The 12,389-nt window shown below is 42.6% G+C and carries 10 protein-coding genes; 5 read left to right on the top strand and 5 right to left on the bottom strand.

Going from position 1 to position 12,389, the window contains the following annotated elements; translation table 11 throughout:
* Nucleotides 1–547 precede the first annotated feature (547 nt).
* Nucleotides 548–2,002 (top strand): undecaprenyl-phosphate glucose phosphotransferase, encoded by a 1,455-nt coding sequence (locus MHN00_RS15465; RefSeq protein WP_239301676.1) that lies wholly within the window; start codon nt 548–550, stop codon nt 2,000–2,002.
* Between the two features lie 79 nt (nt 2,003–2,081).
* Entirely contained in the window at nt 2,082–3,989 is a 1,908-nt protein-coding gene (locus MHN00_RS15460) for an acyltransferase family protein (protein ID WP_239301674.1), read from the top strand.
* A 313-nt stretch (nt 3,990–4,302) separates the two neighbouring features.
* On the opposite strand, the gene rplT is transcribed toward MHN00_RS15460, so the two are convergent.
* From rplT to thrS, 4 genes are all read right to left on the bottom strand, one after another.
* Nucleotides 4,303–4,659: a 50S ribosomal protein L20 gene (rplT, locus tag MHN00_RS15455; protein ID WP_012518092.1), complete on the bottom strand. Its 357-nt coding sequence runs from the start codon at nt 4,657–4,659 to the stop codon at nt 4,303–4,305.
* A gap of 18 nt (nt 4,660–4,677) precedes the next feature.
* On the bottom strand, nt 4,678–4,875 hold the full coding sequence (gene rpmI, locus MHN00_RS15450; RefSeq protein ID WP_012518091.1) for a 50S ribosomal protein L35: 198 nt from the start codon (nt 4,873–4,875) through the stop codon (nt 4,678–4,680).
* A 118-nt stretch (nt 4,876–4,993) separates the two neighbouring features.
* Complete coding sequence (gene infC / locus MHN00_RS15445; RefSeq protein WP_071814473.1) at nt 4,994–5,533, bottom strand: translation initiation factor IF-3; 540 nt, start codon at nt 5,531–5,533, stop codon at nt 4,994–4,996.
* 111 nt (nt 5,534–5,644) lie between these two features.
* Complete coding sequence (thrS, locus tag MHN00_RS15440) at nt 5,645–7,561, bottom strand: threonine--tRNA ligase (protein ID WP_014976220.1); 1,917 nt, start codon at nt 7,559–7,561, stop codon at nt 5,645–5,647.
* 447 nt (nt 7,562–8,008) lie between these two features.
* Here thrS and MHN00_RS15435 point away from each other — a divergent pair, with 447 nt between their 5' ends.
* The 3 genes from MHN00_RS15435 to MHN00_RS15425 all read left to right on the top strand — a co-directional run bounded on the left by MHN00_RS15435 (nt 8,009) and on the right by MHN00_RS15425 (nt 10,943).
* Nucleotides 8,009–8,893, top strand: coding sequence for a fructosamine kinase family protein (locus tag MHN00_RS15435; protein WP_239301672.1), 885 nt, complete (start codon nt 8,009–8,011; stop codon nt 8,891–8,893).
* A 122-nt stretch (nt 8,894–9,015) separates the two neighbouring features.
* On the top strand, nt 9,016–9,765 hold the full coding sequence (locus tag MHN00_RS15430) for a pteridine reductase (RefSeq protein WP_075176348.1): 750 nt from the start codon (nt 9,016–9,018) through the stop codon (nt 9,763–9,765).
* The gene (locus tag MHN00_RS15425; protein WP_239301670.1) at nt 9,762–10,943 is read left to right on the top strand and encodes a DUF3080 family protein; all 1,182 of its coding nucleotides are present in this window, start codon (nt 9,762–9,764) and stop codon (nt 10,941–10,943) included. Before MHN00_RS15430 ends, MHN00_RS15425 begins: the two co-directional genes overlap by 4 nt.
* A gap of 153 nt (nt 10,944–11,096) precedes the next feature.
* Here the strand turns inward: MHN00_RS15425 and MHN00_RS15420 are convergent, their stop codons facing one another.
* Complete coding sequence (locus MHN00_RS15420) at nt 11,097–12,347, bottom strand: mechanosensitive ion channel family protein (RefSeq protein WP_239301668.1); 1,251 nt, start codon at nt 12,345–12,347, stop codon at nt 11,097–11,099.
* Nucleotides 12,348–12,389: the final 42 nt, after the last annotated feature.

Genomic DNA, 12,389 nt, shown 5'->3' with positions numbered 1-12,389 from the left:
AGGTGAATGCCTTAATAGTTCATGGATAATCAATGTCGAGCAATAGGCGTGCCGCTTTTGCTGTATTAGGCTCTGAACATTACTAGCGAACACATTGAAGCGAAAGTCAATTTGCTCTGTATTGTTTGACTCAACAGTCAGTTAACAAAGTACTGCAACTTATACCTAGGTATTGTTGCATCTATATGTCCAAGGCTGCAAATGAGGTATATGCTATCTTATTTATATTGTTCATGAAAAGCGCTAGCGCCGTATTCTACTCATTTTGCACCAAATTAGTACGGAATGTACTTTGTTTTTGTAATAAAATTACAATATCCATATAATACGCTGTTGCTAGAGCACTTAAGCGTTAAACGTGAAAAATTTCAACGCGAATATAATCAGCACGTTGTGATTATTCATCTTACGCGCTTAAAAGTGGGCACAATATTTGCCTAACTTCCATAAGTTGTCTTCGCTATTCTTCTTAATTCATGGCTTAGCTTGTTTTTGTTGTCGTTAGCTTTGGCTACAGGCTTCACTTTTTCACTTAGAGATTACTTAAATGGACAATAGAGTAGAATCTAACAAAGCACTTAAAGCTCACCCGGTTGAGTCTAATTCTAATGGTGGTTTGGTAGTCAGGAACCAAAGTGGTTTTTCAACCATTTACAGACTCATCGATCTTTCGCTGGTAACGATTTTGTATTATTCGGCAGCAGCGTATTACGGTACCCAGATAGATACCACCAGTTTAATTCTTCTTTTTGTAAACGTTATTTGCTTTCAAATTTCTGCCGAAGGCGTTGAGTTATATCGGTCGTGGCGTGGGCACAGAACGCCTGAAATGCTAAGAGCGGCTGCAATCACATGGACATTGAGCGTTCTCGGTACCATGTCGATGGGGTACTTTTTCGTTCAAGAAATAAAAACGCCACCTCCTGCAATATTGCTTTGGTTTGCATCTTCATTTGTCGTTTTGATTCTGTGGCGCTTTATTATGCGCAAGTTTCTCTTCCGCATTCGCAAAAGCGGCTTGAACACACGCCGTTCTATTATCATTGGCGCTACTCATTTAGGCGCGAATGTTGCTCTTCAGATACAACAGAACGAACATTTAGGTATTCGCTTTAACGGTATTTATGATGACCGTGAAGCAGAACGTCTCCCTCATGAGATGCAGGGTGCTGTGCTCGGCAACATTGAAGAAGCCATTGAAATGGCCAAGCGCAACGAAGTTGATTACATCTACATAGCATTGCCAATGAGTGCAGAAAATCGCATTCGTGCAATTCTTGAACAGTGCAGCGATACCACCGCTAACGTTTATGTAATTCCGAACTTCTTTATGTACAACTTGCTTAACGCTCGCTGGCAAACCGTGGGTAATGTACAGGCACTAAGTGTATATGACACCCCTTTCCAAGGCGCCAGTGACGTATTGAAGCGGTTTGAAGATGTTGTATTAAGCAGTCTGATTTTAATGTTGATATCCGTTCCCATGTTAGCAATTGCGGCCGCAGTTAAGCTCACATCTAAAGGGCCAGTCATTTTCAAACAAAAGCGTTACGGATTAGATGGTAAACAAATTACGGTTTACAAATTCCGGTCTATGACTACGCAAGACAACGGAGCAATTGTTAAGCAAGCAACGAAAAACGACGCGCGTTTAACCAAAATAGGTGGTTTCTTAAGGCGCACATCGTTAGATGAACTACCTCAGTTTATCAATGTTCTGCAGGGTCGCATGTCAATTGTAGGCCCTCGCCCGCACGCGGTTGCTCACAATGAGGAATATCGTAAGATCATTACAGGTTACATGCTGCGACATAAAGTTAAGCCTGGTATTACGGGTTGGGCACAAGTGAATGGTTTGCGCGGTGAAACGGAAACCACGAACAAGATGGTACAGCGTGTAGAGTACGATTTAGACTATATACACCGCTGGTCTATTTGGTTCGATATTAAAATTGTATTCATGACTGTATTTAATGGCTTTATTAATAAGAATGCTTACTAGAGCGCGGTCTTGTAAATACCATATTTTCAAAGACCTGCGAAACTAGTCTTTTTCAGAAACCGATAATATCAAAAGTAGTATGAAATTTAGAAAAGATATAAATGGGTTAAGAGCTATAGCAGTGGTTTCTGTTGTGCTATTCCACTTTAATGAAGCTTGGATGCCAGGTGGCTTTGCGGGCGTTGATGTATTCTTTGTCATATCAGGCTTTTTAATGACAAGCATACTATTTAGCTCAATGGAAAAGGGCGGCTTTTCAATTGTTAAATTTTACATAGCTAGGGCAAATAGAATTATCCCTGCCTTAGCCGTTTTATGTATTTTTTTAATGGTTGCTGGATTCCTTTTCCTTCCCCCACTGGAATATAAGACTCTAGCCAAACATAGTGCATCAAGTATTAGTTTTCTTTCGAATTTTTGTTACTGGGCCGAATCAGGCTACTTCGATGTGGATTCTCATGAAAAGTGGTTACTTCATACCTGGTCTCTTTCGGTGGAGTGGCAGTTTTATCTTATCTACCCCGTAATTCTTATAGTATTACGCTCGTTATTTAGCACAAATAACACGAAAAGAGTTATTTGTGCGTTATCATTATTAGGGTTCGCTATAAGCGTTATCGCATCTAAACGTTGGCCAGATTCATCTTACTTCTTAATTCACACAAGAGCTTGGGAAATGCTCGTTGGTGGCTTAGCTTATCTATATCCGCTCAAGTTTATGGAGCGTCATAAAAGTCTAGCAGAAAGCCTTGGTATACTTTTTATACTATTGTCTTATGTATTTATCACATCTTCTGATGTTTGGCCTGGATATTTGGCGCTTTTTCCAGTTATTGGCGCATTCTTAATAATACAAGCCAACAAGGCAGATAGTCTTTTAACGGGTAATGTCCTTTCTCAGCACGTAGGTAGATGGTCCTATTCAATTTACTTGTGGCACTGGCCGATTGTAGTAGCAATTAGTTACTTCAATTTGGGTTTCAAATACACACTTTTAGGTATAGCGTTAACTTTTATCCTAGGTTTTTTAAGTTATCGTTACGTAGAAAGCTTAAAATTAAACTCAGCAATTCATTCAATTCCAAGCCTATTTGGAAAAAAAATTACTTATATAGCCCTATTTCCATTATTGGCATCGTTTTATATCTTTTTGAATACTAATTTAATATACGACCTCCCTGACAACATATACAAAAATACCTTAGTAAATAAAGATACTGAAAGCAATGGTACGTATACTTGGGAACTCCACAAGCGTATTAATGGTAAAGAATTTGAGAATGATGGCCGAAACAAGCTATTAGTTATAGGTGACTCTCAAGCTGGCGACTTTATAAACATGTTGGAAATAAACGGAAGTTTACAGAACACCGATTTAGTGAGCAGAGTGATATATTCTCGTTGTAGAAGCGCTTACTTGAATAACTCTTCCTTAGACGAGTTGTTAATTAAGCTATCAAAAGAGCTATCAGAAAAGCAAATTAGCGAATGTAAGGCAGCTTTGGTGAATTTACAGACCGATGAGGCAGTCAAGAAGGCAGATACTATAGTTTTAGCCATGCATTGGCATAATAACTTCATTGTCTACCTCTTAGAGTCAATAAAGCAATTAAAAGAGCTCAACGAAAAGGTCGATATACTTGTTATAAGCGGAAAGTCATTTTCGACAGAAATTCCCTTAATGTTGTTTCAATCTTATGAGTCAGGAAAGGAGTTGTCGAGCGTAGCGTATGAAAACATTTCTACATCACCTGACTACAATTATAACTTTCAAAATGAGCAACTTTTTAAATATCAGTCTGAACTAGGATATCACTACGTAAACCTTTTTGACTTTTTGTGTAAACGGAATCAATGCAAAGTTGCCGATACTAATTCAAACGTATATTTCTATGACAAAAACCATTTAACGCGACTAGGTGTTGATATGCTAGGTAAGCAACTTAATCAGAGCAAGTATATGAGACGCCTGATCATGAAAAATTAATCCGTTCCAACAAATATGGAATGGATAATATCCAAGGTCATACGTACTTCTAAACTTACGCTTGAGCTAGCCTCTAACGAACAAATATTTTCATGAATACTTGTTGAATTCGAGCGCAAGTTAACTGGTATCTAATGAAAACATGCCAATAAATCAATGCGTGCGCAAATCGTTCAATTGGTTTTATTCCCCTTAAATAAGATTAGCCTCTATTTTGTTTGAGTTTCTTGACGTTTACCCGACCCAAAAACGAAAAAAGGCGAGCATCCTGCTCGCCTTTTTCCGAAAGAACTTAAACTTAATTAGTTAATAATTAAGCTAATGCGCCTTTAGCCGCTTCGACTAGTGCGCTGAAAGCTGCTTTGTCATGTACTGCGATGTCGGCAAGGATCTTACGATCGATTTCAACAGACGCTTTCTTCAAACCGTTAATGAAACGGCTGTATGACATACCATTTTGACGAGCAGCAGCGTTAATACGTGCAATCCATAGTTGACGGAATTGACGCTTGCGCTGACGACGGTCACGGTAAGCATATTGACCAGCTTTAGTTACAGCTTGTACCGCTACGCGATATACACGTGAACGTGCGCCGTAATAACCTTTTGCCTGCTTGAGGACTTTCTTGTGACGAGCACGTGCGATAGTGCCGCGTTTTACTCTAGCCATTAATCAGTCTCCTAAGTCTTATACGTAAGGCAACATGCGCTGAACCAATTTGGTATCAGAGTCATGAACCAGTTTTTTGCCACGAAGGTGACGTTTACGCTTAGAGCTCTTCTTAGTCAGAATGTGACGTAAGTGAGACTGTTTGCTTTTAAAGCGGCCAGAACCCGTTTTCTTAAAACGTTTGGCGGCACCGCTTACAGTTTTCATTTTAGGCATTGCTAAAACTCCGCATTGTTTAATATCGGTATTTTTCGTGTTGCAGTCACTTCATACCGGTTAATGTTTAGCAGCAAGGTGTTTAAGGGTGCAGATTCCTTAAAACTTTAGACCGTTACTACTTCTTATTTGGGGCTAGCACCATGATCATCTGACGGCCTTCCACACGACGTGGGAAAGACTCGCATGTAGCGATATCTTCTAAATCGGTTTTAACGCGGTTTAGTAGATCGATACCGATGTCTTGGTGCGCCATTTCACGACCGCGGAAGCGGATCGTAACTTTGGCTTTATCACCACCTTCAAGAAAGCGACGCAGGTTGCGCAGTTTGACCTGGTAATCGCCTTCATCAGTGCCAGGGCGAAATTTAATCTCCTTGACCTGAATTTGCTTCTGTTTTTTCTTCTGCTCTTTTTGAGCTTTACTTTTTTCGAAGAGGAATTTGCCATAGTCCATAACTTTACAGACTGGCGGCTCGGCATTCGGACTGATTTCTACTAGATCTAGGCCCGCTTCTTCTGCGTTACGAGTAGCTTCTGCTAAAGAAACCACACCAACCTGTTCACCGTCTTTGCCAATTAATCTTACTTCTCTGGCTTTAATCTCATCGTTAATGCGGGCTTTGTCGCCCTGAGCCTTGTTGTTAGCGCCTTTAATGTGCTATTCCTCCAAACATTTAATTCTTTTGTCTGCTTTTGGGAGGTCGGTTGACCCAAAGTAAAACCAAAAGCAGACACCTTAATTGTGCATTATACACAATTTGCTCAACTACTTAATCGTCTTTTCAACAACTTCTTGTTGAGCCATGGCAATAAAGTCTTCCAGGCGCATTTTGCCTAGGTCGTCACCGCGACGAGAGCGTACTGCTACTTCGCCCGCTTCCATTTCTTTATCGCCCACAACTAGCATATACGGAATACGCTTCAAAGTGTGCTCGCGGATTTTAAAGCCGATCTTCTCATTTCGCAAGTCAGACTTTGCTCTAAAACCTAATTCTTGCAGTTTTTTTACACAATCTGAGGCATATTCAGCTTGTTTGTCGGTAATATTCATTACCACAACCTGCTGAGGTGCCAACCAGAGTGGGAAGAAACCTGCAAATTCTTCGGTCAATATTCCAATGAAGCGTTCTAGTGAACCCAAAATAGCGCGGTGAATCATAACCGGCACTTTGCGTTCGCCATCTTCTGCTACATAAGTAGAGCCCAAGCGACCTGGCATTGAGAAATCTAGCTGTACGGTTCCGCACTGCCATGCACGGTCTAAGCAATCGTGCAGTGTAAACTCAATTTTCGGCCCGTAGAACGCACCTTCTCCAGGCTGATAATCGAACTCGATGTCATTAGCTTTAAGTGCATCTGCAAGCGCAGCTTCTGATTTATCCCAAATCTCGTCAGCACCTACGCGCTTTTCTGGGCGAGTAGACAGCTTAACTTTGATATTTTCGAAACCAAACGCAGCGTATGTCTCGTACACCATCTTAATACAGCCACTCACCTCTTCTAGGATCTGTTCTTCAGTACAGAAAATGTGAGCATCGTCTTGCGTAAAGCCACGAACTCGCATTAAGCCGTGTAGTGCGCCCGATGGTTCATTACGGTGACAGCAGCCAAACTCAGCCATACGAAGAGGCAGGTCGCGGTACGACTTCAAACCTTGATTGAAAATCTGTACGTGGCCTGGGCAGTTCATTGGCTTAACGGCATATTCACGCTTTTCAGATTCAGTCGTAAACATGTTTTCAGCGTACTTGTCCCAGTGACCTGATTTTTCCCAAAGCGAGCGGTCCATCATTAATGGGCCTTTAACTTCGTCATAATCGTATTCACGAAGCTTCTTACGCACGTAGCTTTCTAGCTCGGTGTAAATTGACCAACCGTCGTTGTGCCAAAACACCATACCCGGCGCTTCTTCTTGCCAATGGAATAGGTTAAGTGCTTTACCAATTTTACGGTGGTCGCGCTTTTCAGCTTCTTCTAAGCGCTGTAGGTAAGATTTAAGCTGCTTCTTATCTGCCCACGCAGTACCGTAAATACGCTGAAGCATTTTGTTGTCGCTATCGCCACGCCAGTAAGCACCTGCCACTTTCATCAGTTTGAAGTGATGGCAGAACTTCATGTTTGGCACGTGAGGGCCACGACACATATCTGTGTATTCTTCGTGGTGATACAGTGCTGGGCGGTCGTCCTTGCTGATGTTCTCATCAAGAATTTCCATCTTGTAGCTTTCACCGCGCGCTTCAAATGCATCGCGTGCTTCTTGCCAGCTAACTTTGTTCTTAACCACGTCGTAATTGGTTTTAGCCAGTTCAAGCATACGCTTTTCTAGTTTGGCTAAATCTTCCTGGGTTAGGCTTTCTTCCATATCAACATCGTAGTAGAAACCGTTGTCGATAACAGGGCCGATAGCCATTTTGGTGTTAGGCCAAAGTTGTTTGATAGCGTGACCTAACAAGTGCGCGCAACTGTGACGAAGAATTTCTAAACCTTCATCGTCTTTTGCAGTAATAATTTGAAGTTGTGCGTCCGCGTCAATCATATCAACGGCGTCAACTAACTCACCGTTTACTTTTCCTGCAATGGTTGCTTTGGCTAAACCAGGGCCAATATCATTTGCAACATCTAGTACAGAAACAGCGTTATCGAAAGCGCGTTGGCTTCCATCAGGAAGGGTAATTACAGGCATTTTAATTCCTTTACAGTGGTGACGCCTACTCTGCGCCACATGCATATTTTTGAAAATTTAATCGTGCTTTATAGCACTCGAAACTTGCTTTATTTGAAGCGACTAAAGTACAGCATAAAAATACAGCGCATTGGTACTGCAAAACTGTATATGCGTCGAACTTACTGAGTTTTCTCAGTATTAAAGCAAGTTGTGGATTATAACCAGTGTAGGGGCAACTTCAATATCGAAAAGCCTTTATTGGCTAATTTGTGAAGGTTTGATTTCGTTTAGAAAGATTTTGAGTTGTAATTTATGCATTTCACCGTTTTTATCCCATACTTTAGTGTAAGGCGATAAAGGTTGCTGGACTGGCTCTTCGCTGGTGTTCTAGTGTGTCATAGGAAAGTAGTCACTCAACACTCCAATCGCCTTGAAAAAAGCATTAAAACAAGCAGAGCGTGCAATATGTGGCATTTTATCAGCGAGCATATTTCAGATGAAACCCAGCAGTTTTTTAGCTGCCAAAAAGCCGAACGAGTAAGTGGCGGAGATACACACGAAAGTTACATCATAAAAGATACGACCCATCGCTACTTTGTTAAAACCCGCAAATATGATGATACTCAGCAATTATCTCATGAAGCCGAAGGACTAGCGGCCATCGCTAACACGCAAACCATTGCTACCCCGCGAGTCATTTGCCATGGAATTACAGCCAATGAAACGCCTAATATGGAATATTTGGTACTTTCTCACGTTCGATTTATTGAACCTACTGATAATGACTATTTCATTTTAGGGCAGCAACTCGCTGCACTTCATGCGGTTAACGCCTACACAAGCTATGGATGGCCGCATGACAATTACATTGGTCCCAGTGTACAAACCAATGGAAGAATGGCGTCTTGGGCTGACTTTTTTGCAGAAAAACGGATTGGTAGCATGCTAGAACGCTTGGCATCAATTGGTACATGGAAAAGCGGAGATGGCAATATAGACGATATTGTTACTCGAGTAAGACATCTCTTGAGCTTACATCAACCCCACCCTTCACTACTTCATGGCGATTTGTGGGCGGGCAATGCAGGCTTTAATAAAAAAGGACCGGTGTTATTTGACCCCGCTGTGTATGTTGGCGATGCGGAAACCGACCTTGCCATGGCCGAATTGTTTGGTGGCTTTCCCCAATCATTCTTTGAGGGCTACCATCAACACACTCCAATTGAAAAAAATTACCCATTAAGAAAACCAATTTACCAGCTTTACCATATTTTAAATCACGGGTTATTATTCGGCGCGCATTACATTACGCAAGCCAAACAAATAATAGATGACATTTACAAGCGCTGATGTAACAAACAAATTCGCTTGCATTTGTTGCCCATCAGCCGTTTTACCTGCGGATTAAGAAAGAAAGCACCGCAAACTGTAAATAGATATAAGTCGATTTAAAATAGAGAGTAGCTTTTATTATGACAAACTCAGGCCCTGTAGCACTCATTACCGGGGCAGCAAAGCGAATTGGCGCCGCCATGGCGTGTCAGCTTCATAGCGAAGGCTATCGCGTTATTATCCATTATGGGCATTCTAAAGACGAGGCACTTGCACTGGCTGAAAAGCTAAATAGTCAGCGGGAGGACTCTGCTACCTGTCTCCAAGCCAACCTTTGTAATTCAGACGAAGTAAGTGCACTTGGGCAACGAGCGTTAGACATTTGGGGTCAGATAAACGTTTTAGTAAATAATGCTTCTAGTTTTTACCCCACTCCGGTGGGCGAAATTTCAGAAGACGACTGGGTATCTCTGATAGGCAGTAACGTGAAGGGGCCATTGTTTTTGTCACAAGCATTGGCACCAGCATTAGCGGTAAGTAAAGGCTGCATTATCAATATGGTCGACATGCATATCGACCGCCCACTCCCCAAACACAGTGTTTACCTCATTGCTAAATCCGGTCTTGCCTCACTAACCCAATCGTTAGCTATAGACTTAGCCCCCAACGTTCGCGTAAATGGTATTGCGCCAGGGGCAATTTTGTGGCCAGAACGGGAAATGGACGAGGACGAAAAAGACAAACTGATATCGAGTATTCCACTGGGTGAACTAGGTACACCAAATGATATTGCTAAAACATTGTCGTTCTTGGCATCGGCCCCTTACATCACTGGACAAATCATTTATGTCGATGGCGGGCGCGGACTTCATACTGGTGCCTCCGCGTGAATATTTCCCAAGTGAAACCATGGCACCCAAAAGTTTCGCAACTAAGAAACGCTTGCCGCGCTGGTGTCATCAGCGTTGCCATGTTTGCGTTGCTAGGCTGTTTTGGCGGTAGTACCGTAAAGCAAAGCATTGACGATTACGCCGCACGACTCTCGCGTGTACTCGATACGCCCCTCCCCGATTCGTTTAACGATAAGATTACCACCCCGCTTCCCAAACTTGCTGACTCCGCCACGCTTAAACACGCTATTGAGGGCGTGAGTATAAACCTGCGTGAGTTTTATGCGCTGCAAGATTGTGAGTTAGGCACAGTGGTTGCCGAACGCAATACGTCGCTAGGAAAAAGTCAGCTGCCATCACAGCGGCTTGTTTATGAGAGCAAGCTGCTTAATGTACTCAAAAGCTGTGAAGCAGCGCTCACGAAAGAAAACGAGTCTAACCAGAGAAACGCGGCACTGGCAGCAACCATCGCATCGTGGCGTGAACAAAAGACACAAGACTACAGTAAAACGTGGGCAAACCTAGTCCAAGGGAGCCAAGAGTTGCGTCTGGCGCTTAATACACCTGAACGTCTTTTCTCAGTTGAAAATAATAAAGACGCACTTTCTAGCGTAAACGCGCTTTATTACATCAACAGCTTGAGTAACAAAGAATTGCTCTTGAGCGATATGTATTCTTCCAATACAGCATCGAGCGATACAGAAACAGAGGCTACGAATGAAAATAATAGTGAGAGTATTATTGAGAGCAGCGAGCTTGAACAACAGCTAAAAATTATACGCTCAGCCAGGTTACCCGCTACACTTTGGCATACACAACAAACCTTAACCCAAAACCTCTCATTGCTTACGGATATGCTTGAAACCGAGCTTGATGCTGTAAGCTGCCCAGAAGGCCGCGCCAGCGACAAAGCAAAAATATTGCGTAATGTATTCTATCTTTTCTTTATTGAGGAAATACAACCTGTAGGAAGTTTGGTAAATCAATACCATTACAAACTAGCGCCATTATGGGAAGACTGGCTTGCGCAGCCTTCGCTGCACGAGGAATTCAAACGCTACATCAGGCAACAGTCACAAGACGGATTCAACCAATACAGCAGCGTCATGAAAGCGCATGTCAACTTATGGCAAGGATTTCTTGGTAGATGTAATCTATCGCCCGTCGCGCCTGTTTAATAGCGCGACGAGCAAATCCACCAGCCCAGCTTTTGCTGAACATCTCCTCACCTCTGGCCAGCTTTGCCGAAGCACGTTCAATATGTTCGGTTCCCTTCTAGATTTGAAAAGAGGGCAAGTGACACATTCCAATAATCCTTCACATAACAAATATTACAGAATATTTTCTCCTGCTTCCGGATCTCTCGAATTCCGAGCCTGCTCACGTATTTCATGAGCTTCGGAAGACACATCATCATTAATTTTCGATTCTTGTGGTCGCGAATTTCCAGCCCCTTTAGAACTTGATCTTTCGTTTCTATTTTCTGTGGCTCCACTATTCTTTTCGCTATCCAAGCTTTTTACGTTCTTTTGGCCTGTTGTTATTTCACTTAACTCATTTGCTTCATTTTCAGAAGGGCGAGCGCTTGAAGCGTCTTTCTCGGAAGCCTGGTAAATATGCATACCCTCAGGGAAAATGCGCTCTCTCGCATCATCAGGCATACTGATATTCGCCTCTAAGAAGGCTTGGGTGATTTTACGCATCAGCACCGATGCCATTTTTAGTACACTCGTTTTCTCTACATCCACCCAAAAATAAACCTTGATGTTGTAGGTCGAGGGGCCTAATTCGTCGATAAGAATTTGCGGTTCAGGGTCGATTAACACGTTGTCTTGTGCTGACGTAATTTCTTGCGCCATCTGCTGTGCGTGTTGTATATCAGCATCGTAACCCACGCCAATAACAAACTGCCCTCGCATTAGCGGGTTGGCCGTAAGGTTTTTGATTACCCCTTTGTAAATAGTCGCGTTAGGTATTTGAATATGGTTGCCGTCAAAATCCACCAGTGTAGTCGCACGTGCCGTAACTTTCTGAATGATGCCGGTGAAATCGTTGATTTGTACGATATCCCCTATTCTAAAAGGGCGTTGAATAGTAAGCAGTAGGCTTGAAATAAAGTTCTCGGCGATGTCGCGAAAGGCGAAACCAAGAATAAGCCCTACCACACCTGTACCACTCACCACCGCGATTGCAAATCCGGTGAGCCCAGCTAAGAACAAAAATAGATAAATACCGAGTAAAATTAAGACTAAACTGACGCTTCTTTGAATGACTGAGCGCAGCAGTGGAGATGTGGTCGTACGGGTTAACGGTTTAACTAAAACCTTGGCAATATGTGGCGCTAAAAGGATAAACGCCGCCATGATAACTAAACCTAGCGCCAACCCCGGTAAACGATAAACAAAGTTCTCCCAAAGCTGAGAGAGTAGCGACTGTGCACTTGATAAACTGCTTATTGCGCCACCTTCGTCACTTTGTTGAAGCAAAGTTTGTATAAAAGGTTCGCTGTCGGTTTGCGAGAAAGAAAGCCCCGCTCGCTTATTTAAAATAGAGGGTTGTAATATTTGTTGCGCACTGAACATCACCTCACTCCTTGGCGTTCATGTGTTTCGGTTTTTAATATA

This window comes from Alteromonas sp. Cnat2-8 (genome assembly GCF_022348355.1).
Classification (GTDB): domain Bacteria; phylum Pseudomonadota; class Gammaproteobacteria; order Enterobacterales; family Alteromonadaceae; genus Alteromonas; species Alteromonas macleodii.
Note: the sequence above shows the minus strand (reverse complement) of the source record. Positions and strands in the feature narration are given on the sequence as shown.

Coding starts and splice junctions, on each gene's coding strand:
- MHN00_RS15465 (WP_239301676.1), top strand. CDS start 548: ATGGACAATAGAGTAGAATCTAACAAAGCACTTAAAGCTCACCCGGTT.
- MHN00_RS15460 (WP_239301674.1), top strand. CDS start 2,082: ATGAAATTTAGAAAAGATATAAATGGGTTAAGAGCTATAGCAGTGGTT.
- rplT (WP_012518092.1), bottom strand. CDS start 4,659: ATGGCTAGAGTAAAACGCGGCACTATCGCACGTGCTCGTCACAAGAAA.
- rpmI (WP_012518091.1), bottom strand. CDS start 4,875: ATGCCTAAAATGAAAACTGTAAGCGGTGCCGCCAAACGTTTTAAGAAA.
- thrS (WP_014976220.1), bottom strand. CDS start 7,561: ATGCCTGTAATTACCCTTCCTGATGGAAGCCAACGCGCTTTCGATAAC.
- MHN00_RS15435 (WP_239301672.1), top strand. CDS start 8,009: ATGTGGCATTTTATCAGCGAGCATATTTCAGATGAAACCCAGCAGTTT.
- MHN00_RS15430 (WP_075176348.1), top strand. CDS start 9,016: ATGACAAACTCAGGCCCTGTAGCACTCATTACCGGGGCAGCAAAGCGA.
- MHN00_RS15420 (WP_239301668.1), bottom strand. CDS start 12,347: ATGTTCAGTGCGCAACAAATATTACAACCCTCTATTTTAAATAAGCGA.